The sequence below is a fragment of the Simplicispira piscis genome (assembly GCF_054783455.1).
The window spans coordinates 63,077-88,432 of sequence record NZ_BAAGQN010000013.1 but is presented as its reverse complement, the minus strand read 5'-3'; the positions used below and the strand labels follow the sequence as shown (position 1 = coordinate 88,432).

The window sequence follows — 25,356 nt, the reverse complement described above, 5'->3', positions numbered from 1 at the left end:
CAAAACCTCTGCTCCCCGCATGAATGCTAGCTTTTCTGGGTGATCACGGATACTCAGAACTCCCATTTTGAATTCCAATAGATTTCAGTTTCTGGGAAATTTTGATGTTCGCCGACGCTGCCACCGAAGACTTTTCCCGAGCCCGCCTGGATCACATGATTGATCTGCGCCAGCCGCTGGTCGTTCTGGCCTCCTGCCTGCCGTAGCAGCAACTCGAAGCGTCTCTTGCACATCTGCTCTCGCGCAAAGCGCGCACCGGTCTGGCCATGTCTGATTCGGATCTGTTCGGCGAGGCGATGCAGCTGGTGGATCGCAAGTCCAAAGACACGCTGACGCTGATCGACAAGAAAACTTTGGCGCCCATTGCGAGCCTGCGCGAACCCGGCCGCACGCTGGCGCACACCGAATTCACCAAGGACGGCCGCTATGCCCTGGTGAGTGTGTGGGAGGGCGACGGCGCGATCATCGTGTTCGACGCGCAAACGCTCAAAGAGGTCAAGCGCCTGCCCATGAACAAGCCTGTGGGCAAATACAACGTGTGGAACAAGATCACCCGCTCGGAAGGCACATCGCACTGAGCATTTTGCCGGGGCTTCGCCCGGCCGCTCAAAATTTCGATAAAACAGGCTCTGAGGCCCGTCCATCAGGCGTTAGCAGCTATCTATTCAGGAATTCAAACGACCCACGCAGGCAGTGACCGGTCGTTCAGTGAAGACCCGCGCACCAGCTTCTGACCGATAACGTTTCGTGCGCGGGCGGTCGGCAGCTTGCGGGGCCGCGCATGGCTTTCAACATTCCAGCATTTGCTTGCACCACGGTGATACTCTGCTTGAAGCGCTCATGCTTTTTGCCGCCACGCCTGCAAGCCGAGAACCCGCCCGGCCGCGACGATTGCTGCTCCGCAACGGATAAAGATGGCCCCGCAATTCTTCAAAGCCCAGTTCGCACTTTTCCTGCGCAGTCGTCGCGCGCTACGGCATTTCCGGCGGCGCCTGATGCTCGAGTCGCTGGAGACGCACGGCCAAGCCGTGCCGGCGCCACCCGGGTTGTCGTCCTCGCTACGCCAGGCCAGCGAGGACGACACTGCCACGCTGTTGGCCCGCATGGGCAGCCGCGACACCGGTCTCACACAGGACGAAGCCGACACCATCCGCGCGCGCGTGGGGCCCAACGAGGTCGAACATGAAAAGCCCCTCCCCGCCTGGCTGCATCTGTGGCACTGCTACCAGAACCCGTTCAACCTGCTACTGACAGCGCTGGCCCTGATCTCCTGGCTCACCGATGACATGAAGGCCACGGTGGTGATCGGCAGCATGGTGATGCTGTCCACGCTGATGCGCTTTGTGCAAGAGGGTCGCTCGCACCGCGCGGCCGAGCGGCTCAAGGCCCTGGTCAGCAACACCGCCACCGTGCTGCGCCGCAGCGACGACGACCGCGCAGGCAGCACCAGCGCACAGCACGAGATACCCATCACCCAGCTGGTACCGGGCGACCTGATCGTGCTGTCGGCCGGCGACATGATTCCGGCCGACTGCCGTGTACTGGCATCCAAGGACCTGTTCGCCAGCCAGGCCGCCATGACGGGCGAATCGCTGCCTGTCGAGAAACATGCCACTGCAGCCGCTGCGGCCACCCCCGAGGACGGCGTGCTGGACGCCGCCAACCTGGTGTTCATGGGTACCAATATCGTCTCGGGGGCGGCAACAGCGTTGGTGCTGGCCACCGGCAACAACACCTACTTTGGCACCATCGCCACGCGCGTCTCCGCCACCGACCGCGCGCCCACGGCTTTCCAGGCGGGGGTCAACAGCGTCAGCTGGATACTGATCCGTTTCGCGTTGGTCATGGTGCCCATCGTTTTTCTCATCAACGGTTACACCAAGGGCGACTGGGCCGAGGCCTTTTTGTTTGCGCTCTCGGTGGCCGTGGGCCTGACACCCGAGATGCTGCCGATGATCGTCACCTCGACCCTGGCCAAGGGCGCCGTGCTGCTGTCACGCAAGAAGGTGGTGGTCAAGCGGCTCGACGCGATCCAGAATTTTGGCGCCATGGATGTGCTGTGCACCGACAAGACCGGCACGCTGACGCAGGACAAGATCGTGCTCGAACGCCACACCAATGTGTTTGGCGCCCCGTCCGACGAAGTGCTCAAGTTCGCCTTCCTCAACAGCCACTACCAGACCGGGCTGAAGAACCTGCTGGACCGCGCCGTGCTCGACCATGTGGAGCTGCAGACCGAGTTGCGCCTGGCACAGGACTACCGCAAGGTCGATGAGATTCCATTCGACTTCGAGCGGCGGCGCATGTCGGTCGTGGTGTCTGAGCGCGAGCACCACCATGAGCTGATCTGCAAGGGCGCCGTCGAGGAGATGCTGGCCATCTGCACCCATATCCAGGACGCCGACGGCCAGGTGCAGCCACTGGACGCAGCCATGCTGGCGCGCGTGCAGGAGGTGACCGGTGCGCTCAACCACGAGGGCCTGCGCGTGGTGGCCGTGGCGATGAAAGAGGTGCCGCCGCACAAGAGCGTGTACAGCATTGCCGACGAGTCCGACCTGATCCTGGCCGGCTACATCGCCTTCCTCGATCCACCCAAGGAATCGGCCGCCCCCGCCCTGCGGGCGCTGGCCGCACACGGTGTGGCCGTGAAGGTGCTGACCGGCGACAACGATCGGGTGGCCGCCAAGGTCTGCCGCGATGTGGGTTTGAACGTCGATAGCGTGGTGCTGGGCGCGCAGATCGAAAACCTGGACGAACCTGGCCTGCGCCTGCTGGTGGAGCAGCACCACCTGTTTGCCAAGCTCACGCCGCTGCACAAGGAGCGCATCGTGCGCGCGCTGCGCGCCAACGGCCACATCGTCGGCTTCATGGGCGACGGCATCAACGACGCGCCCGCGCTGCGCGCCGCCGACATCGGCATCAGCGTGGACAGCGCGGTCGACATCGCCAAGGAAGCGGCCGACATCATCCTGCTGGAGAAAAGCCTGATGGTGCTGAACGAGGGCGTGGTGGAAGGGCGCAAGACCTTCAGCAACATGCTCAAGTACATCCGCATGACGGCCAGCTCGAACTTCGGCAACGTGTTCTCGGTGCTGGTGGCCAGTGCGTTCCTGCCCTTTTTGCCCATGCTGCCGCTGCAGTTGCTGGTGCAGAACCTGCTGTACGACATCTCGCAGATTGCCATTCCCTTCGACAACGTCGATGATGAGCTGGTGCGCCAGCCGCTGCGCTGGAACCCGCAGGACCTGGGGCGCTTCATGGTGTTCTTCGGGCCGATCAGCTCGGTGTTCGACATCCTCACCTTCGCGCTGATGTGGTGGGTGTTCCAGGCCCAGACGCAGGCGCAGCAAACGCTGTTCCAGTCGGGCTGGTTCGTCGTCGGGTTGCTCACACAGACGCTGATCGTGCACATGATCCGCACACCCAAACTGCCCTTCATCCAGAGCCGCGCCGCCTGGCCGCTGCTGGGCATGACGCTGGCGGTGATGGCCGCGGGCGTCTTTCTGCCCATGGGGCCGCTGGCCGAATACTTCAAGCTGCAGGCGCTGCCGCTGCCTTTCTTTGGTTGGCTGGTCGCCATCTTGCTGGGCTATGCGGTGCTGGCGACGGCGCTCAAGCGCATTTACATCCGCCGCTTTGGCTGGCAATGAGGAGCGATGTGCAAAGTAAATATTTATTAAAAATGGCCTCTAACGCTTATGCAGCAAGCGCTGCTAGCTCACTTTTTTGATTTCCATTCAAGCAGCCGTTGACGGGTGCAACGCAGGCGGAACGCTGGGGACAGGCTCCACACCCTCGGCAATGGCTTCGTCGCGCGCGATCTTGCCGTCCACCAGTTCCACCAACCGGTCGCAGCGCGCCGCCAGACGCGGGTCGTGCGTGACCACGATGAAGGTGGTGCCGCGCTCTTCATGGATACGGCGCAGCAGCGCAAACACCTCGGCCGACGATGCGGTATCGAGGTTGCCGGTGGGCTCGTCGGCCAGCACCAGCGGCGGATTGAGCACCAGGGCACGGGCAATCGCAACGCGCTGCTGCATGCCGCCCGAGAGTTCTCCAGGCCGCTTGTCCATGGCATGGGCCAGGCCCACGGCGTCCAGCAGGCTGCGAGCACGCTCACGCTGCTCTTTGCTCACCCGACCCTCTCCCATCAGCGCAGGCAGCGTCACATTCTCCAGTGCCGAGAAAGCCGGGAGCAGGTGGTGGAACTGGAACACGAAGCCCAGCGTATGCCGCCGCAACAAGGTCAACTCTGCATCCTGCAGGTTTTGCACCGCTTTGCCCTGCAAGTGGTACTCGCCTGTGGTGGCGGGCTCCAGCAGGCCCAGGATGTTCAGCAGCGTGCTCTTGCCCGACCCCGAGGGGCCCATCAGCGCAATAAATTCACCCACAGCCACCTGCAAGTCCAGCCCGTGCAGCACCTCGGCTTCGCTCGGACGGCCGATGTTGTAGCTCTTCTTGATGCCGGAGAGCGCAATCAGCGCATCGGTTTTGGACGGCGCGGCCATGCGGGCTCTCAGATACGGATGGCCTGCGCCGGGTCCAGCCGGGAGGCGCTGCGTGCGGGGGCAATGGCGGCCACCACGCCGCACACGGTGGCAATCACTGCAACCTGCAGCGCCGTGCCAAGCGGCAGGCCAATGGAAAACAGCGGCAAACCGTCGGACCCACGCACAAAACGGGTGAAGACGAAGATGAGCGCCACGGCGAGCAGCAACCCCAGCAGAGAGCCGACTGCGCCCACCACGGCGCCCTGCACCAGAAACACCCGCATGACCTGTCCGCGGGTTGCGCCCATGGCACGCAGGATGCCGATTTCACGGCGCTTTTGCACGACGGAAACCACCAGCACGCTAGCGATGCCCAACACCACCACGGCCAGCACCACGCCGCGGATGATGCTGGTACTGATGGACTGGGCGTTGAGCGCAGAGACAAGCTGGGCATTGCTCTCCTGCCAGCTCTCGATCTTGTAGGGGAACTGTGCGCGCAGATTGCGCGCCATCACCTGCGCCACCCACACGTCGCCCAGCGTCAGGTCGAGGCTGGTGGCGCCGCCGGGCAGCGCCAGCAGGTTTTGCCCGGCGCGCAGTGGCACGATGACGGTGCGGCGGTTCAAGTCCTTCACGCCCAGGTCCACCAAGGCGGTGACGCGCAGCGACTCGCTGCGCTGACCGGTCTGCACCGTGAGCCGGTCGCCCACACGCACGCCCAAGTCCTGCGCCAGCTCGCGGCCCAGGATGGACTCGCCCGGCTCCAGCCGGGCCGTGCCGCTCACCACCTTGCTGCGCAGGCCCACGACGCGGTCATAGCGGTCCAGGTCTACGCCCATGAGCGCAATGGCCTGCACCGCTTCGCCACGCAGCGCCAACCCCGCGCCCGAAACCATGGGCGAAACCCCGGCCACATTGGGCAGGTTCTCAAGGAGCGGTACCAGCGCCTGCCAGTTGGCGACCGAGCGCAGGCGCTGGGCACGCGGCTGGGTTTCGCTGAGCACCGTGGTCCCCGCTGGCGCCAAAGCAGCGGGCAAGACCAGATCGTCGGGGACCTTGAGCGTGATGTGCGCCTGCGCGCCCAGCGTCTTGGCCAGGGTGTTGGACTGCAGGCCATTGATCAGCGCCGAGATATAGGCAATCACCGCCACACCCGCGGCCACGCCCACAATGATCAGCACCGTCTGCATGCGGCCCTCGCGCAGAAAGCGCAGCGCTACGCGGAGCTCGAAACCGGGCCAGCGCAGCATGGGCTTCAGCGCCCCATGGCGTTGGCCATGGCGCCCCCGGCATCTTCGGCCTTGGTTGCCAGCGGTACCGCAGCGGGGCGCCAGTCAACCACATGGGGGCGCACGCGCGCACCGGCCGCCGTACCGCCACTTTGCAGCACCACATCGCCCTCGGCCAGTCCATCCTGCACTTCCAAAGCGCCCAAAGTGCGCAGACCCAGGCGCACACTGCGCACAAGCGCACGGCCGTCCTGCGCCACCAGCACCTCGGCCCGATCACCCTGCGCTGGCGCACGCAGGGCTGATTGCGGCAGCACCAGCGCGGCGTCCATCCGGGCGGTTTCCACCTCGACGGAAAGCGTCATGTCTTCACGCAGAAACGCCGGTGCTTCTCCGGCGAGTGCAAATTTCACCTCGATGGCGCCGCGCTGCGCATCCACTGCAGGTGCCAGACTGAGCACCCGCGCCGCAAAGCGCTGCCCAGGAAAGGCGTCGGCCAACACGGCGGCACTCTGGCCAGGCCGCAACTGATCCAGGAAGCGTTCATCCACCTGGGCGACGAGCTGTGTCGGACCGACCAGCGCCAAACCCAACAACGCTTTGCCGGGCTGCACGATCTGCCCCGGCTCCACTTCGCGCTGCAGCACACGGGCATCGGTAGGGGCGCGCAGCGTGGCCTGTGCGAGGCGCGCCTGCGCCGCGACAGTGGCGGCCCGGGCCACATCCAGCTGGGCCTGCGCCTGGGCCATGTCGGTACCCCCCTCGGCATTGGCCTGCACCTGGGCGCTGGCGCTGCGCACCTGCTCCTGCGCCACGGTGGCTGCGCGGCTTGCTTCGTCGAGCTGCGCGGCGCTGTAGAAACCCTGGGCCACGAGCTGCTGCGCACGCACCAGCACCGCCTGGGCCGCGCGCTGCGTGGCCTGTGCCTGCGCCAGCGCCGCACGGGTCGCCGTGCGTGCGCTGCTGCGCAAGCCGGTCAGGTGCGCCCGCGCCTGGCTTTCCGCCGCCTGCGCCTGCGCCAGTGCGGCGCGCCATTCCTGGTCTTCCAGTTGCACCAGCACGTCGCCCGCGCGCACGGCGGCGCCTTCCAACACGCGCACTTCGGCCACTCGGCCGGTGACGGTGCTGCCCACATCCACACGCGATAGCGTGGCCACCCGCGCTGAAAACTGCAGGGTACGCACCAATGGCGCACGCCGCACCTCGATCACATCCACCTGCGGTCCGCGCAGCCAGGTGGAGCCCGCCAGCACCGATGCGCCGAGCAGCAAAGCCGCGCCAAGCCAGAGTCCGCGCCGAGGCAGCGTCACTTGGCCGCCCCAGCGTCGAACAAACCGTCGGCCCGCTGTGGCGCTGCAACACCGAGGTGCCGGTACGCAGCAAGGGTGGCAATACGCCCGCGGGGCGTGCGCTGCAGAAATCCCTGCTGGATCAGGTAGGGCTCGATCACATCTTCGATGGTGCCCGCCTCTTCGCCAATGCTGGCGGCAATGTTGTCCAGCCCCACGGGGCCGCCGTCAAAGCGGTGGATCACGGCCTCCAGGAGTTTGCGGTCCATCACGTCAAAGCCCTGCGGATCGACATCGAGCATGGCCAGCGCACGGTTCGCCATGTCCAGCGTAATGCGCCCGGTACCCTTGACCTGCGCATAGTCCCGCACGCGGCGCAGCAGCCGGTTGGCAATGCGCGGCGTGCCCCGGGAGCGACGCGCCAGCTCGACGCCCCCTTCGGGGTCCATGGGCGTGCCCAGCAGGGTCGCACTGCGCGTGACAATGCGGGCCAGCTCCTCGGGCGTATAAAACTCCAGCCGCGCCACAATGCCAAAACGGTCGCGCAGCGGGTTGGTCAGCATGCCCGCCCTTGTGGTGGCGCCCACCAGGGTGAAGGGCTGCAGATCGAGCTTGATGGAGCGCGCCGCCGGGCCTTCGCCGATCATGATGTCGATCTGGTAGTCCTCCAGCGCCGGATAGAGGATTTCCTCGACCACGGGCGAGAGCCGGTGGATCTCGTCAATGAACAGAACGTCGTTCTTCTCCAGGTTGGTCAGCAACGCCGCGAGGTCCTTGGGCTTTTCAAGCACCGGCCCGCTGGTCTGGCGCAGGTTTACGCCCAGTTCGGCTGCAATGATGTGCGAGAGCGTCGTCTTGCCCAGCCCCGGCGGGCCAAACAGCAGCACGTGGTCCAGCGCCTCACCCCGGTGGCGCGCCGCACCAATGAAAATCTCCAGTTGCTCACGCGCCTTGGCCTGGCCCACGTATTCCTGCATCAGCTTGGGCCGCAGCGCACGCTCGATGGCCTCTTCTTGCGGCGAAGTGGGCGCTGCAGACACCATGCGCTTGGGGGGAGCGGGGGCGAAGTCGTCGGTTTGGATGGTCACGGCGCCAGAAAATTAAATTGAAAATATTCGTCTACGCAAAAACATGTCTCTGCGCAAGGAAAAAATACTTTGGTACGGGAATCCACCTACTTGTACGAACGTAATTTTTTGTAATATAACCTTGGCGGAAGACCATCGATCATATTCACAAATTCCGCTGCGCTTATAAACCCAACAGAGAGAGGACGTTATATTATGAAATATAAAAATATCTTTTACACTTGCATCGCTGCATTTTCTACAATGTCAGCACATGCCGATCTCCTGAACATCAGCAGTACTTCACTGCAATCCACCAATCAGGAAGCCATTGCTTGCACCATCATCGCGAATGGTGGCCCAACTTATGAGGGCTTCAAGGTTCTTGTGGCGTATTCCGAATCCACCGGACCCGATTCCAACCCAACACTCCATGTAGATTCATTGAGATCCAGAATTAGTTATTCAAATGGAGATTGGCGAGGCACAGGGTATCTCAATAATGAACCCGTTACCAACGGCGCCGATCTCGCAAATCTGTACGCCGGGACACTCGGAAGAACCCCGGGACGTTCCACAGACTCTGCGCTGCTGTTACTTTTCTCACCCGGAGATGCTGTGTGTGCTTTTTCCAAGGAAGTCAGCTCCAGCAGCCTCAAAGGCGTCAGTGTCTCCATTACTGATATCACATCCAAAATACAGGGAGTTCGCAGCACATCTACCAGCGAATCATTTTTATTGCAAAAATTAGTTTCTATGCAACAGAAGATAGCACCTACAGAATAATTCACGACAGTGCGAAATTAATAAGCTAATTTTGTACCATCGCTCCACAAAAATCTTAATTCATGCTTGAGACTCGAAGTATTTTCAAAATACTTTCGAGTGCTCGGGACGTATTGCTGTCACTGGCTGAACCACCAAGCCATTGACTAAGATTTTCGTTATAGGCCACGTCAAAACGGCCATACACATCAAACGATGTACCCATGGCTGTGCAAGAAGCCGCGCCGCCATACAGCGTTCCAATCACATGGCGCCTGTCGCCCGAAAACAGTGCCGAGCCACTGCTGCCCCCCTCAGTTGATCCCTGGCTCCAGGCTACGCGCTGAAAGTTGCCGCTCGTACCACTGCAGCTGAACTGGGTGTCCCCTGTCGTGGTGCACCCGATCTGGCCCAGCACACGCCCCTTGCTGATTTTCAGCAAATCTCCACGGGGATGGTGCAAACCGGCAACCGCCGCCCCTGTTGCCGACTCTCCAAGCGATGCATCCCAGCCGGCAAAAAAGGCGCCCGCCGGTGGGGCATCATTCAATCGCATCAAAGATACATCTGTGCTGTTGCTGGCACTCAGCAACACAGCACCGTTATAGAGCTTGCTGCTAGCACTCGACAGCGACCGACTGTTACAGCTTGGCGAGCGATAAAACCAATCTGTTTGGATCGTCGATGCCACTGTCTGGTTCGAGATGCAATGGCTTGCACTTAAAAAGTACGGGATCCCTGAATTTTTGGAGTCGTTAAGCAGCGTACCTGTGCACAAATAAGTACGCCCCCCATTGTTGAACAGCATGCGTGCAACTGCATTTCGCTGATTGGCATAGGTGTCATCACAAGTCGCATCCAGATGGCAGTCAGCAGATTCATTGATTTTGGCCTGCCCTTCCGGCTCGCCAAGCAAATTTAGCTCACTAAAGATATGCGACAAGCGCGGCACAGAAATTTTGAGTGCCGAAGTGTCCGCGTTCACTGGTAATTCGACTTCCAAAGTCACCTCTTCCGAACCCAAATCGGGAGTCCACCAAGTCCGCGCTTCTTTACTGCTGTCTCCTGCATTGACATTGCCCTGGATACGCTGCAACAACTCCTCCCCCGTGATCTGGAAGACGATGCTGTTGCGCTCCTGGCTGTAGATGCGCAGTTTGGCAGCACCAGGAAGGGCGTCTATCTGTACTCCCAAGCGCAGACCTTTCGCATCCTGTGCGGTGAAACTGACCGCCGCAACCTGCCCCCCTGCAGGGGTTCTATTCCAGCGCAGATGCTGCAGGGTCTGATCCGACGTACTGGTCACCCCAATATCGCGCCCTACGCCTACCAATTGCCGACCCCCCTCCGTCGACACCAAGCTTTTAGACGCTTCCAGCGGCCCCAGCATCACACGGCTTGTCGTCGTCACCCAGACCGCCTCGCGGGACTTGACCATGGAGGGCAAGGCAGCCCCTGGCTCCGACATTGACCGCCCCTCGACCCGCAGCACCGTCGCTGATGGAGGCTCCGCCCCCTCAAAGCTACCGCCACAACCGACCAGTGCGGCCACCAAAAATGCAACGGCCGCGGAACCCGCACGTTTCCAGTTATTCATCATTTTTCGTCCCGTTATTGCCATTATTTCGCCAACGCCTTCAGCGCCAGCTTGATCCCCTCGCTCACTCCCACATCACCTGGCAAAGCCTTGAGCGCGGCGGCCGCTTCTTTGTCGTTGTAGCCCAGCGCCAGCAAGGCCTGGAGAATATCGGCCTGCGCTTGCGTGCCTGCGTGCGTACGCACACCATCCATCTCAGCCCCCAGCTTGCCCTTGAGCTCGAGCAGCAGGCGCTCTGCGGTCTTCTTGCCGATGCCCGGCACCTTGACCAGGCGACCGGCCTCCTGCAGCGTGATCGCCTGCGCCAGATCCTGCACACCCATGCCGCTCAGAATGGCCAGCGCCGTGCGCGGGCCTACGCCCGATATCTTGATCAGCTCGCGGAACGCCGCGCGCTCCGTAGCGGTGCCAAAGCCGTACAGCAACTGCGCATCCTCGCGCACGATGAATTGCGTAAGCAGGCCCACCTGCTGCCCCACGGCAGGCAGGTTATAGAAGGTGCTCATGGGCACCTGCACCTCGTAACCCACGCCCGCGCAATCCACCAGCACCTCGGGCGGGTTCTTCTCCAGCAGGGTGCCGGTCAATTTGCCTATCATTGAAGTCCTTTGTCGCCGTTCGGCGCATTCCGACGGAATTATCAACGTGATCCTGCGCCACACCTTCACTCCCCACAACAACACCCGCCTCACGCACCTGTGCGGGCCTGCCGATAGCCACTTGCGCACGATCGAAGCTGCGCTTCAGGTCAGTATTGCCCACCGGCACGAGCAGTTCAAGGTGGATGGCCCCAAGTCCCGCGCTACGCAGGCCCTGGAGGTGCTGCAGGCGGTGTACGAGATGGCCGAGCGCCCCATCACCGAAGAGCACCTGCAGCTCATGCTGGCAGGCGATGGCGCCATCACCGCCGAAAGCGAAACCGCCCCTTCCCCGCTGGCCACGCGCCGCGCCGACCTGCGGGCGCGCACGCCCACACAAGCCCTGTACCTGGACAACATTGCCACGCACGACATCACTTTCGGGATTGGCCCAGCCGGCACGGGCAAGACCTATCTGGCCGTGGCCTGCGCGGTCGATGCACTGGAGCGCAGCGCCGTGCAGCGCATCGTGCTCACCCGCCCCGCCGTGGAGGCGGGCGAACGCCTGGGCTTTCTGCCCGGCGACCTGGCGCAAAAGGTGGACCCGTATCTGCGCCCGCTGTACGACGCGCTGTACGACCTGATGGGCTATGACAAAGTGCAAAAGGCATTCGAGCGCAACGCGCTCGAGATTGCCCCGCTGGCCTTCATGCGCGGGCGCACGCTGAACAACGCTTTCGTCATCCTCGACGAAGCGCAGAACACCACGCCCGAGCAGATGAAGATGTTCCTCACCCGCCTCGGCTTTGGCGCCAAGGCCGTGGTCACGGGTGACGTGAGCCAGATCGACCTGCCCAAGGGCGCCATGAGCGGCCTCATCGACGGCGAGCGCGTGCTCAAGCGCGTCAAGGGCATTGCCGTCACGCGCTTTACCAGTGCCGACGTGGTACGCCACCCGCTGGTCGCTCGCATTGTCGATGCCTACGATGCCCAGCGCACCCGCCCAGCGCCACGCACCTGAATTCGATTACTACATTTTTCATAGCTGTATGCGCTTGCATATAGGGCGCCAGAGGCCAGAATGACACTTAATCAACTCACCCTGTCGCTGCAGTTCGGCCGTTTTGACGACGTCGCCGCACACCGCGCTGCACTGCCGCGCCACAAGGTCACGCGCTGGATTCGCCACGCCCTGGCACTGGACGCCGAGATCACCGTGCGCATCGTCGATGAGGAGGAAGGCCGCCAGCTCAACCGCGACTACCGCCACAAGGACTACGCCACCAACGTGCTCACGTTCGACTACGCGCAGGAGCCCCTGGTGCTGGCCGACCTGGTGCTGTGCGCCCCCGTGGTCAAGCGTGAGGCGCGCGAGCAAAACAAAACGCTGGAAGAACACTACGCCCACCTGCTGGTGCACGGCACGCTGCACGCCCAGGGCTGGGACCACGAAACCAGCGAGCAGGACGCGCAGGAGATGGAGGCTTACGAGACCGCCATCCTGCAGGAACTGGGGTTTGCCAACCCTTACGCCGCCTAACACAGCGCGGCAATGGCACCATCCCTCAGAACGTGTTCAATGTCTTTTGGAGTCGCACAAGTACCTTTTCGGGATGGGATGCAAGGCGCAGTGCGCCGTCCATAGCCCGGCTATGGACAAGCGCTGCAACGCCGCAGACCGCCCGAAAAGGCACTTGCCCCAAGGGTTGGAGTGAAATCGGGCGATTGGGCGCCCCATCTGCTGGCATGGGCACGAGCCCATGCGGCGCATCTGGGCCACCCACTCATCCCGATTGCACTCCAATGCGATCTACCAAAAGACATTGAACACGTTCTCACATAGCAATACAACCTTATTTGCTATTAATAAGTCGAGATATTGGGTCGTTTTGCACCTAATATGCACCCAAACGACCCAAGACGGCCCCTTCGCCACAACCTCCATGTACGACACCGCTCTGCTCCTCACCGCCGCCTTCGTCGCCGGTGCCCTCAATGCCGTTGCCGGAGGCGGCAGCTTTCTGACACTGCCCGCGCTGGTATTCACCGGCGTGCCCCCTGTGGTGGCCAACGCCACCGGTACCGTGGCGCTGCTGCCGGGCTACGCGGCGGGGGCCTGGGGGTTTCGGGAAGACACGCAGCCGCCGCCGGGACTTTCCATGCCGCGTCTGGTGCTGCTCTCGCTCATCGGGGGTGCAGCGGGCGCGGGGCTGCTGCTGGTCACATCCAACGACATGTTCTCGATCATCGTGCCCTGGCTGCTGCTGGCTGCGACGCTGCTGTTTGCCCTGGGGCCCAAGCTGCGCGAATGGACGGCGGGCGGTAAGCCGTCCACCGCCAAGGCCACGGCTGGCGTGCTCATCGTCGCCGCCTATGGGGGCTACTTCAACGGCGGGCTGGGCATCTTGCTGCTGGCACTGTTCGGGCTGCTGGGGCAAACCAATCTCAACGCCATGAACGGGCTCAAAAACTGGGTCTCGGCCCTGCTCACCGCCATTGCCGTGGCTATTTACGCCGCAGGCGGCGTTGTGCTGTGGCCCCAGGCGCTGATGATGATGGTGGCCGCCACGCTGGGCGGCTACGGCGGCGCCCGCGTGGCCCGGCGCATCCCCGCGCCCTGGCTGCGCGGGGGTATCGTGCTCACCGGGCTGGTGATGACGGCGATCTTTTTTTATCGCCAGTAATTTCCAGCAAAAATAGCTTCTAGCGCTTATAGGACAAGCGTGAGCAGCTATCTTTTTTCATTCAAACACCCGCTGGAGCCATGCGCAGCGGTATCGTCACCGGCCCGTCATTGACCAGGTGCACCTGCATCTCGGTGGCAAAGCGCCCGGTCTGCACCACGGGGTGGGCAGCGCGGGCCTGGGCAACGAAGTAGTCGAACAGCCTGCGCCCGTCTTCGGGGGCTGCGGCCTGCGAAAAGCCTGGGCGGTTGCCGGTGGTGGTATCCGCTGCCAGGGTGAACTGGCTGACCAGCAGCAGGCCGCCTCCGATGTCCTGTACGCTGCGGTTCATCTTGCCGGCATCGTCGCTGAAGATGCGCAGTTTGAGCATTTTTGCCAGCAGCCGGTCGGCCTCAGCCTCGGTATCGCCGCGTTCGGCGCACACCAGCGCCAGCAGGCCCGCACCGATGGCGCCCACGGTCTCGCCCGCCACGTCCACGCGCGCCTCGCGCACCCTTTGCAAAACAGCGATCATTTCAGTGCTCCATCGTTCAGTGTGTCACCCGGCGGATGACACCGGCGCGGCCCAGGCCAGGGCTCCCGCGCAAGGGCCGCCCCGCCGCGCTAGGAGCATTCCCCTGCCCGTATCGCGCAGCGATACGAGAGCGGGGGGAAGGCACGCGGCGCCTCAGGGGGGCGTCGCATCACACATCCTTCAGGTCGTCGAAATGGGCTTCCACATCGGTGGGCAGCAGCTCAATGGTGGCGCGCAGCAGATGGGCCGGCGTGAGCCAGGGGCGCGTGGAAGATTCTATGGAAGACATGGCCTCGGATTACACCAGACCCGCAACCCCACCCCGTGCCAGAATCGCCGCCATGAACAAGGCATGGCATCACCGCACCGCCGCCGCGCTGGCCTGCATCCTGGCCGCCGGCGGTGGTGCCGGGTGGCTGGCACACGCGCGCCTGCTGCAATTGCAGGCGGCGTTCGAGACGGACGCGCGCATCGTCCACCGCCTGCTGAGCCAGCGCGCGGTGCAGCACGACGCCATCCTCTCCACCCTGGCGCTGCTGCAGCCCGCCGCGCCCGAGCAGGGCAGCGCCGACGCCGCCCTGCCGCGCCTGCCCTCGGTCTACCCGCAGATCCTCGACGTGCTGCGCCGCCCGGCCGGCGGCGCCTGGCCCGCCGCAGCGCCCGGTCTCGACGCGGCCGAGGCCGCATCGCGCACCACAGGCCACGCCGCACTGGCCCGCCCCGACCTCGCCGCCGGACGCTACCACCTGGTGCTGGCCAGCACGCCCGCCAGCTACGCCCTGCACATCGACCTGCACGCCACCGTGCCGCAGGGCGAATGGCCCATGGACCGTTCCACCAGCCCGGTGCGCGTGACGCTGGAGCACGCAGGCCAGACCTTCACCGTGCAGCCCGGCCGCACCCCGGCGCGCGGCTGGGCCTATGGCTTTCGCAAGACCCTGGCCTCGCCCAGCCAGCCGCTGGACGTGGTGGCGCTGCGCGTGGTCGGCTGGGACGAGCTGCCCTGGCTCGCCATGCTCGGCTGGTGCGCCTTCACGGCCGCCGCCGCCGTCGCCGGGCGCGTGCTCTGGCGCCACCGCGTGGCGCGCCGGCGCGCCGAGGAGCTGCTGCGCCTGGGCCAGGTGGCGCGCCTGAACACGCTGGGCGAACTCGCCGCCGGCATGGCGCACGAACTCAACCAGCCCCTCACCGCGCTGCTGTCAGGCACGCAGGCCGCACAGCGCCTGCTGGGCGACGACCCGCCCGACCTGGACACCGCCCGCACCGCCATGGCCCGCGCCGTGGAACAGGCCCGCCGCGCCTCGGACGTGGTGGGCCGGCTGCGCCGCCTGGTCGAGCGCCCCGACCTCGCCGGCCAGGCGCAGCCGCTGCAGCTACCCGCCGCCGTGCACGACGCGCTGCACCTGCTGGAGCCCGAATGCCGCGCCCGCGCCGTGCTGCCCGAGGTGCATGCCGAACCCCATCTACCCGCCGTGCTGGCCGAGCCCGTGGCCCTGCAGCAGATCGTGCACAACCTCGTGGTGAACGCGCTGCAGGCGCTGGAACAGGTGCCCGCCGCCGAGCGCCACCTGGAGCTGCGCCTGGCCATGCCCACCCCCGGCCTGGTCCAGCTCACCGTGCGCGACCACGGCCCCGGCATCCCGCCCGAGGCCCGCGAACACCTGTTCGAGCCCTTCTTCACCACGCGCGCAGGCGGCCTCGGCCTGGGCCTGCCGCTGTGCGAAAGCCTGGCCCAGGCCATGGGCGCCAGCCTCCAGCTCGCCCCCGGCAACGGCCGGGGCGCGGCCTTCGTGCTCCTGCTGCCCGCCGCCACGCCCATGCCATGAACGACAGCGCCTCCTCCCTCTCGCCCCTCATCCACCTCGTGGACGACGATGCCGCCGTGCGCGAGGGCCTGGGCCTGCTCATCGCCACCGTGGGCCTGCGCGTGCAGGCCTGGGCCGACCCGCAGGCCTTCCTGGCCGGGTTCGACCGCGCCAGCATCGGCGCCATCGTGCTCGACGTGCGCATGCCCGGCACCAGCGGCCTGGCCGTGCTGGAGCAGCTCCAGGCCCAGGGCGCGGACCAGCCCGTGGTCCTGCTCACCGGCCACGGCACGGTGGACATGTGCCGCCGCGCCTTCAAGGCCGGCGCGGCCGAGTTCCTCGAAAAGCCGGTGCATGACGAATTGCTCATCGAGGCCCTGCAGAACGCCGTGCGCCAGCATGTGCGCTCGCGCGAACGCCACCAGGCCGACCAGCAGGCGCGCGAGCGCCATGGCCAGCTTTCAGCGCGCGAACGCGAAGTGCTGGGCCTGATCGTCGAGGGGCTGACGAACAAGGAGATCGGCCGCGCGCTCGCCCTCTCGCCCCGCACCGTGGAAACGCACCGCGCCAACCTGTTCGCCAAGCTGGGCGTGGACTCGCTGGCCCAGCTGATCCGGCGCTACGCCGCGCTCGTAGATACCCACCCAGACCCGTGAAACACTGTTGACTTCACCAGTGGCCGCCGCGCAAGGGCCGCCCCGCCGCGCTGGTGGCGTCCCCCTTCCGCATCGCGCAGCGATGCCAGAGAAGGGGCTGAGGGGCGCGGCTCCAAGCCTGCCTGCGCAGGCTTGGACGTCCCCGAAGGGTTGCCGTCTCTGGCGGCTGCATGGAGGCGCGCAGCGCCACAGGGGGTTGCCTCCTCAGTATTTCTACGGAGCCGCGCGCGTAACCGTCCGCATGGCGCCGCGCGGCGGCTTTTTCTACAGTTCTCCCACGGCGCCACAAAGGGTGGCACCGCCCCCAAAACCCCGGAGAACACCATGCACCACATCCTCAAAACCACCGCCTTCGCCCTCGCCTTCATCGCCACGGCCGCCAGCGCCGAAGGCGTGCGCACCGAGCGCAACATGTCGCTCGACCTGGCCAACCAGATCGCCGCGCACACCGTCGCGGCCTGCACCGCCGGCGGCTACAACGTGACGGCCACCGTGGTCGACCGCGCCGGTACCGTGCGCGCCGTGCAGCGCGCCGACAACGCCGGCCCGCACACGCTGGAGGCCAGCCGCCTGAAGGCCTACACCTCGGCCTCGGCCAAGAACACCACGCAGGCCATCATGGAAGGTGCGCAGAAGAACCCCGCCGCGGCCAACCTGGGCCAGATCCCCGGCTACCTGCTGCTGGGCGGCGGCGTGCCGGTGAAGGTGGGCAACGAGGTCATCGGCGCCGTGGGCGTGGGCGGCGCGCCCGGCGGCCACCTGGACGAGCAGTGCGCCATGGCGGCCATTGCCAAGGTCCAGGACCAACTGAAGTGAAACAACCCCCTGTGGCGCTACGCGCCTTCCCCCTTCTCTGGCATCGCTACGCGATGCGGAAGGGGGACGCCACCAGCGCGGCGGGGCGGCCCTTGCGCGGTGGCCACTGGCCTGGGCAGCGCCAGTAGCCAAGGCCGCAAATCCTGTGCAGCACAGGGATGATGAATTGAGAGGAATATGCCGTGTTTCGATGCCCTACCTTGCCGCTGGCACTGACCGCCGCACTGCTGCTGACGCCGCTGGCACAAGCCCAGGTGCCGCCCACGGCCAGCGAGATCGCCGCCTACCAGGGCCTGCACGCCGCCGACACGGCCGCACTGCAGCGGCTGCTGGCCGGTCGGCCTGACGTGAACGCACGCGATGCCTACGGGCGCACGCCGCTGCACGTGGCCACCTTCGCGCGCCAGCGTGAGGCGGTGCGCCTGCTGGCCCAGGCCGGTGCGGCGCTCGACCTGCTGGAGAACGACCGCTACGACGCAGTCACCATCGCCGCCGTGGCCGATGACGAGGACACGCTGCGCCTGCTGCTGCAGCTGGGTGCCAGCGCCAAACAGGTGACCAGCCGCTACGACGGCACGGCGCTGATCGCCGCCGCCCACCTGGGGCACGCTGGCGTGGTGCGCCAGCTCATCGCGGCCGGGGCGCCGCTGGACCATGTGAACAACCTGCACTGGACGGCGCTGATCGAGTCCATCGTGCTCGGCGACGGCGGCGCGCGCCACCAGGCCACGCTCCAGGCGCTGCTGGACGCGGGCGCCAGCACCCGGCTCGCCGACCGCCACGGCAACACGCCGCTGCAGCTCGCGCGCCAGCGCGGCTACGCGGCCATGGTGAAGATGCTGGAGGGCGCGGGCGCGCGCCCATGAGCCCGTAGCGGGGCGTGAATGCTATTTAATTAATAGCTTTTTACGCTTGCTGGATATGCGCTATAGGCCAATTTCATTCAAAAGATTCGCCGTCGCTCACCAGCCGCGCCTTGACGCTCTTGCCCTTCACGCGGCCGCTGTTGAGGCGCTGGGCGGCCTGGGCGCCAATGGCGCGGTCCACCGCCACGTAGGTAGAGAAGTCATTCACGTTGATCTTGCCGACCTGTGCACGCGTGAAACCCATCTCGCCGGTGAGTGCGCCCAGCACGTCGCCCGCGCGAATTTTCTCCTTGCGCCCGCCGATGATCTGGATGGTGACCATGGGCGGCACCAGCGGGCCGCTGCCCGTGGGCGCAAGTTCGGCCAGCGGGTGCCAGAGCGATTCACGGCCCTGCAGTTGCTCGATCTTGCCCACGCTGCCCATCTCGTCCATGCTGGCCAGATTCAGCGCCAGGCCCTCGGCGTCGCCCCGGCCGGTGCGGCCGATACGGTGGATGTGCACCTCGGGATCGGGTGTCACGTCCACGTTGATGACGGCGGCCAGGTCGGCAATATCGAGCCCGCGCGCCGCCACGTCCGTGGCCACCAGCACCGAGCAGCTGCGGTTGGCAAAGCGCACCAGCACCTGGTCGCGCTCGCGCTGCTCCAGTTCACCAAACAAGGCCAGCGCGCTGTAGCCCTGCGCCTGCAGCACGCCAACGAGATCACGGCACTGCTGCTTGGTGTTGCAAAACGCAATCGACGACTCGGGCCGGAAATGGCCGAGCAGGAGCGACACCGCGTGCAGGCGCTCGCTTTCCTTCACCTCATACCAGCGCTGCGCAATTTTGGTCGCGCTGTGCTGCGCCTGCACCGTGATCTGCTGCGGGCTCTTCATGAACTGCTGGCTGAGCTTGGCGATGCCTTCCGGGTAGGTGGCCGAGAACAGCAGGGTCTGGCGCTCTTTGGGGCACTGGCGCGCCACGGTGGCGATGTCGTCGAAGAAGCCCATGTCGAGCATGCGGTCGGCCTCGTCGAGCACCAGGGTGTTGAGGGCTTCGAGCGTCAGGTGGCCGCGCTCCAGGTGGTCCATCACGCGGCCGGGCGTACCCACCACAATGTGCGCGCCGTGCTCCAGGCTCAACATCTGGCCGCGCAGCGGCACGCCGCCGCACAGGGTCACGACCTTGATGTTTTCCTCGGCGCGTGCCAGGCGGCGGATTTCGGTGGCCACCTGGTCGGCCAGCTCGCGCGTGGGGCACAGCACCAGCGCCTGCACGGCAAAGCGGCGCGGGTTCAGCCGCGTCAGCAGGGCCAGGCCGAAGGCGGCGGTCTTGCCGCTTCCGGTGCTGGCCTGGGCAATCAGGTCTTTGCCCAGCAGCGCGGGCGGCAGGCTGGCCGCCTGGATGGGGGTCATCCGGGTGTACCCCAGTTGCTGCAAGTTTTCGAGGGTGGCGGGGTTCAGGGCCAGGGTGCTGAATGCCGCACTGGCTTGGGGGGAGGGGGACGTCATGCCCCGATTATCTGGTGCGGCCCTTCCAACACCTGCGCAAAACGTCATTCTGTTTCCAAATCATTCGTGTCTAGGCGCGAAGCCGCAGACAGTGCTGTAGCACGGCAAGGCGAAGCAACAACGACACGGATGATTTAGAAATGGAATCAGACAACCGCCAGCACACCCACAAACGCCAAGGTATGGGCCACGATGCCCGGCGCCACGGCCAGAGCGTATTGGCGGCCACCACTGACCAGCGCCACCACGCATTTGCTGCAGGCATGCAGCAGCAAGGCGGCCATCAGTGCCGTTTGAATAGCGGTAGCCGCTGCACTCTCCGGCCCACCGCGCAGCAGTACCGCTGCGGTCGCGGCACGCACATCGGCCAACGCCGCCAGCAAGGTGCCCAACAGCATGCCGGTATCGCCCAGCCACTGTGTCAGCCACTGCACCGCCATCTGCATGGTGGTGAGCAGCAGCACGATCATGGCCGCATCGCGCAGCTTGAACATGGCCGTATCGGGAGGCAACTGGGGAAGCCCCGCCGCGCTCTCGCCCGCATCGGTGCGCGTTGTGTTGTTGCGTGCCCACCACCAACTCCAGGCAGCGGCGGTCACCGCACCGGCCAGGGCCGGCAACCACAGCAGCGCCAGCCAGTCGGGCTGCACGGTCGCCGCCACCACCACCATCTGTGCCATGGTCGCCGCGCACGACAGCACGGCGGCACCGGCCTGGTCACGCGCCTGAACCCGCCCTGCGCGCACCTCCATGCCCAAGCTGCCAATGGTGGCCGTGCTGGACACAAAACCCGACGCCAGCGCCGACAAGGCCATCGCCTGGCGGGCCTGCAGCAGGCGCCGGCCCACATGCGCCAGCGACTGGATCACCAGCAGCACCAGCAGCAGGCGCACCACCGCTTGCGGATGCAGCAAGCCCTGCCACAGCGGTCCGTCGGGCACCAGCGGGGCGACCAACAACACCAGCGCCGCCAGCACCAGGCCGCTGCGCACCTCACCGGGCTGCAGCCAGTGGCGGGCAAACTGGTGCAAGCCTTCGCGCGCCGCCAGCAAGCCGGTCACCACCACCGCCAGCCCTGCAGCCAGCACCGGGTTGTGCACGCACAACACGCCAATCAGGTAGGCCAGAAACAGGGCGATTTCCGTGGTCACACCGGGGAACTCCGAGCGGTCGCGGGCATAGGCCGCCAAGCCCAGGGCCGCAATGAAGGCCGCCCCAACAACCACCAGCGCCATGGAGTCCATGAGCGCCGCAACCGCCCCGGCCAGCGTGGCCAGGGCAAACGAACGCACCCCGGCCAGGGCGCGAAACGGCTCCTCTCCCTTGCGGCGCTCACGCTCAACCCCCATCAACAATCCGCAACCCAGCGCACTGGCCAGCGTGGCCATGGCGGCGAATAAGTTCTCGGCTCCCAGCATGCGCGCCTTCCTCCCCTGGTTGTTGTTGCACCCCGATGCTGCCAGAAACCTCGACCGACGCGGCCGCAGGGCCCGTCTGAAAACCGCACTCTCCTGATTTGCACCTATCCACTCCTGCGGGCAATCGGCTATAAACCTTTGTAACCAGCGGCTCTTATGCACTCCCCATCCATCGATGCACCCTCCGCCACCCAGGCTGAACCCAGCGATTCGCTGCTGCGCCTGATCGCGGATTCCGTGCCGGCATTGATGGCTTATTTCGAGCTGCCCAGCCTGCTCTGCCGATTCGCCAACCAGGGCTATGCCGCATACCACGGCCAAACCCCCGAATCGATGCTGGACCGGTCCGTGGAGGAAGCCATTGGCACCCGCGCATGGCTGGCCATTGCGCCCTATGTAGAGCGCAGCAAGCGCGGCGAGCGCGTGAAGTACACCCGCGAGCAGACGCTGCCCAACGGCGAAATACGCATGATTGAGGTGCACCTGATCCCGCACATGGCCAGCACGCCCGAGCCGGTGGGCTGCTTCGTGCTGATCACCGACATCACCGAGCGCTGGCGCGCCGACCAGGCGATGCGGCAGACCGAAGAGCGCATGCGCAAGTTTTCCGATGCCACGCACGAAGCCATCGTCTTCCACCGCGACGGCCTCATCTCCGACGGCAACGAAGCCCTGACCCGTTTGACCGGCTATGCGCTGCACGAGGTTCTGGGCCTGTCGATCTTCCATTTCATCAGCCCGGAATATCGCCCCGTGGCGCTGGAATACACCCGCAGCGGACGCGAGGACCCTTACGAAGTGAGTTTTCGCCACAAAGACGGCCGCACGATCCCGGTCGAAGCCGTGGGCAAAACCATGCCGGAACTGCACGGGGACTACCGCATCGTCATCCTGCGCGACATCACGGCACGCAAACGGGCACAGGAGCGCGAGGCCTTCCTGGCCCTGCACGACACCCTCACCGAGCTGCCCAACCGGCGCCACCTGATGGAGCAGTTGGGCAGGGTTGTTGACCAGGCCCGCCAGCGCCAGGGCCACGCCGCCGTGCTGTTTGTCGACCTGGACCATTTCAAGACAGTGAACGACTCGCTGGGCCACCACGCAGGTGACCAGTTGCTGCGCGAGGTGGCCCAGCGCCTGAGCCAATGCGTAGGAGAGGCTGGCATGGTGGCACGGCTCAGCGGCGACGAATTCGTTGTGGTGCTGGCCAACGCACTCGATGCTGACAGCGCCCTGCGCATGGCCGACCGGTTGCTCGAAAGCATGCACGGCGCCTTCACGCTGAACCAGCAGCTCGTCACCATGTCGCCATCCATCGGCGTCAGCCTGTACCCGGACGATGGCGAAACGGGCGACGCCCTGCTACGCAATGCCGACGCCGCCATGTACCACGCCAAAGAAAGCGGGCGCGGCAACCGCCAGCGCTACCAGCCAGGCATGGAAAGCCGGGCCATGGAGGTACTGCAGCAAGAGCGCATGTTGCGCGAGGCCATCGCCAACAACGCTTTTGTGCTGCATTACCAGCCCCAGGTCAGCCTGGCCGACGGCAGCCTCCAGGGCATAGAGGCCCTGGTGCGCTGGCAACACCCGGTGCGCGGCCTGGTCAGTCCAGTCGAGTTCATTGCCTTCGCTGAATCGCGCGGGCTCATCGCCCCGATCGGCCACTGGGTCATGCACGAGGCCTGCCGCCAGCTCAAGGCCTGGCAAGACGAAGGCCTGGCCCTGGTGCCCATGGCCGTGAATCTGTCGGCGCTCGAATTCCGCCAGCGCGACATGGCGGCCGACATCGCCGCCGCGCTGCAGGCCACAGGCCTGCCCCCACGCTTCCTGGAAATCGAGCTGACCGAATCGGTGCTGATGCACCAGGCCGGCCAAATACTGGACACCCTCAAAGCCATCAAGGCCCTGGGCGTGGGGATTTCCATCGACGACTTCGGCACCGGCTATTCCTCGCTGGCCTACCTCAAGCGCTACCCGATCGACAAACTCAAGATCGACCGCTCATTTGTCGTCGACACGCCCGGCAACACCGACGACGAAGCCATCATTACCGCCATCATCCAGATGGCCCGCAGCCTGCAACTCAAAACAGTGGCCGAGGGCGTGGAAACCCCTGCACAAAGCGACATGCTGCGCAGCCTGGGCTGCGACCTGATCCAGGGCTACGTGGTGTCTGCCGCACTGGATGCCGCTGCCACGCACGCCTGGCTGCAACAAAAAAGCCATCCAGGACATGGACAATAGGCACATGCCCCAAACACCCCATTTCATTGCACCCACCCGCCACACCGATCCTGCCAGCGCACTGTCCCAGGTGCAGCGCATCTACCAGCAGCAAATAGACCATCTGCGCAGCACCATGCAGGAGTTTGTAGCCGGGCAGACACCACCAGCCCCGGTACGCGCCTTCTACCCCTTTGTGCGCGTGCACACCACCACTGTGGCTCGGTCGGCCAGCAAGCTGGCTTATGGGTTTGTCGAGGGACCGGGCCATTTCGAAACCACGCTCACGCGGCCCGACCTGTTTGGCGACTATTACCACGAGCAGTTCCGCCTGCTGCGCCAAAGCCATGGCGTAGAGCTGGAAGTGGGCACCAGCGCCCACCCTATTCCCATCCACTTCTCGTTTGCCGAGCACGACCATGTCGAGGGCCAGCTCTCGCCCGAGCGGCGCATGCTGATGCGTGACCTGTTCGACCTGCCCGACCTGGCCGCCATGGACGACGGCATCGCCAATGGCACCTACCAGCACCGCCCCGGCGAAGCGCAGCCCCTGGCGCTTTTCACCGCGCCGCGCGTGGACTATTCGCTGCACCGCCTGCGCCACTACACGGGCACGGCGCCCGAGTGGTTCCAGAACTTCGTGCTGTTCACCAATTACCAGTTCTACATTGATGAATTCGTGCGCCTGGGCCACGCCGAGATGGCGCGCCCGGACAGCGAATACGTCGCCTTTGTGGAACCCGGCAACGTGGTCACGCGCCGCGTGGGCCTGCCCGAGCAGCCAGGCGACGCGCTGGGCGCACCACTGCCGCGCCTGCCGCAAATGCCCGCCTACCACCTCATGCGGGCCGACCGCAGCGGCATCACCATGGTCAACATTGGGGTCGGCCCGTCCAACGCCAAGACCATCACCGACCACATCGCCGTGCTGCGCCCGCACGCCTGGATGATGCTGGGCCACTGCGCCGGCCTGCGCAACAGCCAGCAGTTGGGCGACTACGTGCTGGCCCACGCCTATGTGCGCGAAGACCATGTGCTGGATGAAGAACTACCGCTGTGGGTGCCCATTCCCGCACTGGCCGAAATCCAGGTGGCCCTGGAGCAGGCCGTGGCCGACGTCACGCAACTGGGCCGCAGCGAACTCAAGCACATCATGCGCACCGGCACCGTGGCCAGCACCGACAACCGCAACTGGGAGCTGCTGCCCGACAACCTGCCCCAGCGGCGCTTCAGCCAAAGCCGCGCGGTGGCGCTGGACATGGAAAGCGCCACCATCGCGGCCAACGGCTTTCGCTTTCGGGTGCCCTACGGCACGCTGCTGTGCGTGAGCGACAAGCCCCTGCACGGCGAGATCAAGCTGCCCGGCATGGCCAACCACTTCTACCGCGAGCGCGTGGACCAGCACCTGCGCATCGGCATGCGCGCCATCGAAATTTTGCGCGAGGGTGGCGTGCAGCGCCTGCACAGCCGCAAGCTGCGCAGTTTTGCCGAAGTGGCGTTTCAGTAAATTCTAAAAGGCTGATGCAACGGCGCTGGGGCTCTCGTGTATGGGTGCCAACGCAGCCGCCTCACCCGGCGCCTGCAAAAAGTCCAGAATGTGCCGCGACACGGCGGCCAGATCATCAAACCCCTCGTGCGTGCCATCGCACTCCAGCAAGCGCACCTGGGCGCTGCCACGGCGCTGCCACAGCTGGCGCACATCATCGACCGGCACCAGGTTGTCCTGGCGGCCATGGAGCAACAGCACCGGGCACTGCGCCCGGGCCAGGGTGTAGAGCGGCGCAATGTCTGTGAACCGGGCACCAATCACCCGCTCGACATACCGGTTCACCACCCAGCCCAGGGGCCAGTAAGGCACATGGCG

General features: G+C 65.2%; 22 protein-coding genes and 1 pseudogene. 12 read left to right on the top strand and 11 right to left on the bottom strand.

Annotated elements, in window-relative coordinates:
- Positions 1–317: 317 nt before the first annotated feature.
- Both ACYVOC_RS07795 and mgtA read left to right on the top strand, forming a co-directional pair.
- Positions 318–578 (top strand): annotated as a pseudogene (locus ACYVOC_RS07795) (cytochrome D1 domain-containing protein); the annotation flags it as partial.
- A 336-nt stretch (positions 579–914) separates the two neighbouring features.
- Positions 915–3,650: a magnesium-translocating P-type ATPase gene (gene mgtA / locus ACYVOC_RS07790; RefSeq protein ID WP_461161395.1), complete on the top strand. Its 2,736-nt coding sequence runs from the start codon at positions 915–917 to the stop codon at positions 3,648–3,650.
- A gap of 87 nt (positions 3,651–3,737) precedes the next feature.
- On the opposite strand, the gene ACYVOC_RS07785 is transcribed toward mgtA, so the two are convergent.
- Genes ACYVOC_RS07785 through ruvB form a run of 4 tightly spaced genes read right to left on the bottom strand, consistent with a single transcriptional unit; the run spans position 3,738 to position 8,099 of the window.
- Positions 3,738–4,508, bottom strand: a complete 771-nt coding sequence (locus ACYVOC_RS07785) for an ABC transporter ATP-binding protein (protein ID WP_461161394.1) — start codon at positions 4,506–4,508, stop codon at positions 3,738–3,740.
- A gap of 8 nt (positions 4,509–4,516) precedes the next feature.
- Positions 4,517–5,743, bottom strand: a complete 1,227-nt coding sequence (locus ACYVOC_RS07780; protein WP_461161393.1) for an ABC transporter permease — start codon at positions 5,741–5,743, stop codon at positions 4,517–4,519.
- Between the two features lie 5 nt (positions 5,744–5,748).
- The gene (locus ACYVOC_RS07775; protein WP_461161392.1) at positions 5,749–7,032 is read right to left on the bottom strand and encodes an efflux RND transporter periplasmic adaptor subunit; all 1,284 of its coding nucleotides are present in this window, start codon (positions 7,030–7,032) and stop codon (positions 5,749–5,751) included.
- On the bottom strand, positions 7,029–8,099 hold the full coding sequence (gene ruvB / locus ACYVOC_RS07770; RefSeq protein WP_116005095.1) for a Holliday junction branch migration DNA helicase RuvB: 1,071 nt from the start codon (positions 8,097–8,099) through the stop codon (positions 7,029–7,031). Before ruvB ends, ACYVOC_RS07775 begins: the two co-directional genes overlap by 4 nt.
- Before the next feature lie 195 nt (positions 8,100–8,294).
- Between ruvB and ACYVOC_RS07765 the strand changes: the two genes are divergently transcribed.
- Positions 8,295–8,864, top strand: a complete 570-nt coding sequence (locus ACYVOC_RS07765; protein ID WP_461161391.1) for a hypothetical protein — start codon at positions 8,295–8,297, stop codon at positions 8,862–8,864.
- A 55-nt stretch (positions 8,865–8,919) separates the two neighbouring features.
- Here the strand turns inward: ACYVOC_RS07765 and ACYVOC_RS07760 are convergent, their stop codons facing one another.
- Both ACYVOC_RS07760 and ruvA read right to left on the bottom strand, forming a co-directional pair.
- On the bottom strand, positions 8,920–10,440 hold the full coding sequence (locus ACYVOC_RS07760; RefSeq protein WP_461161390.1) for a trypsin-like peptidase domain-containing protein: 1,521 nt from the start codon (positions 10,438–10,440) through the stop codon (positions 8,920–8,922).
- Positions 10,441–10,463: 23 nt separating this feature from the next.
- Entirely contained in the window at positions 10,464–11,039 is a 576-nt protein-coding gene (gene ruvA / locus ACYVOC_RS07755) for a Holliday junction branch migration protein RuvA (RefSeq protein ID WP_116005097.1), read from the bottom strand.
- A 46-nt stretch (positions 11,040–11,085) separates the two neighbouring features.
- Here ruvA and ACYVOC_RS07750 point away from each other — a divergent pair, with 46 nt between their 5' ends.
- The 3 genes from ACYVOC_RS07750 (at position 11,086) to ACYVOC_RS07740 (ending at position 13,702) form a co-directional block, all read left to right on the top strand.
- Positions 11,086–12,039: a PhoH family protein gene (locus ACYVOC_RS07750; RefSeq protein WP_116005098.1), complete on the top strand. Its 954-nt coding sequence runs from the start codon at positions 11,086–11,088 to the stop codon at positions 12,037–12,039.
- A gap of 60 nt (positions 12,040–12,099) precedes the next feature.
- Positions 12,100–12,558 (top strand): rRNA maturation RNase YbeY, encoded by a 459-nt coding sequence (ybeY, locus tag ACYVOC_RS07745; protein WP_461161389.1) that lies wholly within the window; start codon positions 12,100–12,102, stop codon positions 12,556–12,558.
- Between the two features lie 403 nt (positions 12,559–12,961).
- On the top strand, positions 12,962–13,702 hold the full coding sequence (locus tag ACYVOC_RS07740; RefSeq protein WP_461161388.1) for a sulfite exporter TauE/SafE family protein: 741 nt from the start codon (positions 12,962–12,964) through the stop codon (positions 13,700–13,702).
- 61 nt (positions 13,703–13,763) lie between these two features.
- On the opposite strand, the gene dtd is transcribed toward ACYVOC_RS07740, so the two are convergent.
- Positions 13,764–14,216, bottom strand: a complete 453-nt coding sequence (gene dtd / locus ACYVOC_RS07735) for a D-aminoacyl-tRNA deacylase (protein ID WP_116005101.1) — start codon at positions 14,214–14,216, stop codon at positions 13,764–13,766.
- A gap of 341 nt (positions 14,217–14,557) precedes the next feature.
- Between dtd and ACYVOC_RS07730 the strand changes: the two genes are divergently transcribed.
- The 4 genes from ACYVOC_RS07730 to ACYVOC_RS07715 all read left to right on the top strand — a co-directional run bounded on the left by ACYVOC_RS07730 (position 14,558) and on the right by ACYVOC_RS07715 (position 18,359).
- On the top strand, positions 14,558–16,042 hold the full coding sequence (locus tag ACYVOC_RS07730; protein ID WP_461161387.1) for a sensor histidine kinase: 1,485 nt from the start codon (positions 14,558–14,560) through the stop codon (positions 16,040–16,042).
- On the top strand, positions 16,039–16,677 hold the full coding sequence (locus ACYVOC_RS07725) for a response regulator transcription factor (protein ID WP_461161386.1): 639 nt from the start codon (positions 16,039–16,041) through the stop codon (positions 16,675–16,677). Before ACYVOC_RS07730 ends, ACYVOC_RS07725 begins: the two co-directional genes overlap by 4 nt.
- A 324-nt stretch (positions 16,678–17,001) precedes the next feature.
- Positions 17,002–17,493, top strand: a complete 492-nt coding sequence (locus ACYVOC_RS07720; protein WP_461161385.1) for a GlcG/HbpS family heme-binding protein — start codon at positions 17,002–17,004, stop codon at positions 17,491–17,493.
- Positions 17,494–17,675: 182 nt separating this feature from the next.
- Positions 17,676–18,359 (top strand): ankyrin repeat domain-containing protein, encoded by a 684-nt coding sequence (locus ACYVOC_RS07715; protein ID WP_461161384.1) that lies wholly within the window; start codon positions 17,676–17,678, stop codon positions 18,357–18,359.
- Between the two features lie 73 nt (positions 18,360–18,432).
- Here the strand turns inward: ACYVOC_RS07715 and dbpA are convergent, their stop codons facing one another.
- Positions 18,433–19,851, bottom strand: a complete 1,419-nt coding sequence (dbpA, locus tag ACYVOC_RS07710) for an ATP-dependent RNA helicase DbpA (RefSeq protein ID WP_461161383.1) — start codon at positions 19,849–19,851, stop codon at positions 18,433–18,435.
- Positions 19,852–19,997: 146 nt separating this feature from the next.
- Positions 19,998–21,269 (bottom strand): MgtC/SapB family protein, encoded by a 1,272-nt coding sequence (locus ACYVOC_RS07705; protein WP_461161382.1) that lies wholly within the window; start codon positions 21,267–21,269, stop codon positions 19,998–20,000.
- A 156-nt stretch (positions 21,270–21,425) separates the two neighbouring features.
- Here ACYVOC_RS07705 and ACYVOC_RS07700 point away from each other — a divergent pair, with 156 nt between their 5' ends.
- Both ACYVOC_RS07700 and ACYVOC_RS07695 read left to right on the top strand, forming a co-directional pair.
- Complete coding sequence (locus tag ACYVOC_RS07700) at positions 21,426–23,513, top strand: putative bifunctional diguanylate cyclase/phosphodiesterase (protein ID WP_461161381.1); 2,088 nt, start codon at positions 21,426–21,428, stop codon at positions 23,511–23,513.
- Positions 23,514–23,517: 4 nt separating this feature from the next.
- The gene (locus ACYVOC_RS07695; RefSeq protein ID WP_116005110.1) at positions 23,518–24,999 is read left to right on the top strand and encodes an AMP nucleosidase; all 1,482 of its coding nucleotides are present in this window, start codon (positions 23,518–23,520) and stop codon (positions 24,997–24,999) included.
- A gap of 3 nt (positions 25,000–25,002) precedes the next feature.
- Here ACYVOC_RS07695 and ACYVOC_RS07690 read toward each other — a convergent pair whose 3' ends face one another.
- Positions 25,003–25,239, bottom strand: a complete 237-nt coding sequence (locus tag ACYVOC_RS07690; protein ID WP_461161380.1) for a hypothetical protein — start codon at positions 25,237–25,239, stop codon at positions 25,003–25,005.
- The coding region (locus ACYVOC_RS07685) for a hypothetical protein (RefSeq protein WP_461161473.1) at positions 25,193–25,356 on the bottom strand (164 nt) is incomplete at its 5' end. The genes ACYVOC_RS07685 and ACYVOC_RS07690, both read right to left, overlap by 47 nt.

What these genes read in the sequence shown, in the direction of transcription:
- mgtA (WP_461161395.1), top strand. Translation starts at nt 915, where the DNA reads ATGGCCCCGCAATTCTTCAAAGCCCAGTTCGCACTTTTCCTGCGCAGT.
- ACYVOC_RS07785 (WP_461161394.1), bottom strand. Translation starts at nt 4,508, where the DNA reads ATGGCCGCGCCGTCCAAAACCGATGCGCTGATTGCGCTCTCCGGCATC.
- ACYVOC_RS07780 (WP_461161393.1), bottom strand. Translation starts at nt 5,743, where the DNA reads ATGCTGCGCTGGCCCGGTTTCGAGCTCCGCGTAGCGCTGCGCTTTCTG.
- ACYVOC_RS07765 (WP_461161391.1), top strand. Translation starts at nt 8,295, where the DNA reads ATGAAATATAAAAATATCTTTTACACTTGCATCGCTGCATTTTCTACA.
- ACYVOC_RS07760 (WP_461161390.1), bottom strand. Translation starts at nt 10,440, where the DNA reads ATGAATAACTGGAAACGTGCGGGTTCCGCGGCCGTTGCATTTTTGGTG.
- ruvA (WP_116005097.1), bottom strand. Translation starts at nt 11,039, where the DNA reads ATGATAGGCAAATTGACCGGCACCCTGCTGGAGAAGAACCCGCCCGAG.
- ybeY (WP_461161389.1), top strand. Translation starts at nt 12,100, where the DNA reads ATGACACTTAATCAACTCACCCTGTCGCTGCAGTTCGGCCGTTTTGAC.
- ACYVOC_RS07740 (WP_461161388.1), top strand. Translation starts at nt 12,962, where the DNA reads ATGTACGACACCGCTCTGCTCCTCACCGCCGCCTTCGTCGCCGGTGCC.
- dtd (WP_116005101.1), bottom strand. Translation starts at nt 14,216, where the DNA reads ATGATCGCTGTTTTGCAAAGGGTGCGCGAGGCGCGCGTGGACGTGGCG.
- ACYVOC_RS07730 (WP_461161387.1), top strand. Translation starts at nt 14,558, where the DNA reads ATGAACAAGGCATGGCATCACCGCACCGCCGCCGCGCTGGCCTGCATC.
- ACYVOC_RS07725 (WP_461161386.1), top strand. Translation starts at nt 16,039, where the DNA reads ATGAACGACAGCGCCTCCTCCCTCTCGCCCCTCATCCACCTCGTGGAC.
- ACYVOC_RS07720 (WP_461161385.1), top strand. Translation starts at nt 17,002, where the DNA reads ATGCACCACATCCTCAAAACCACCGCCTTCGCCCTCGCCTTCATCGCC.
- dbpA (WP_461161383.1), bottom strand. Translation starts at nt 19,851, where the DNA reads ATGACGTCCCCCTCCCCCCAAGCCAGTGCGGCATTCAGCACCCTGGCC.
- ACYVOC_RS07705 (WP_461161382.1), bottom strand. Translation starts at nt 21,269, where the DNA reads ATGCTGGGAGCCGAGAACTTATTCGCCGCCATGGCCACGCTGGCCAGT.
- ACYVOC_RS07700 (WP_461161381.1), top strand. Translation starts at nt 21,426, where the DNA reads ATGCACTCCCCATCCATCGATGCACCCTCCGCCACCCAGGCTGAACCC.
- ACYVOC_RS07695 (WP_116005110.1), top strand. Translation starts at nt 23,518, where the DNA reads ATGCCCCAAACACCCCATTTCATTGCACCCACCCGCCACACCGATCCT.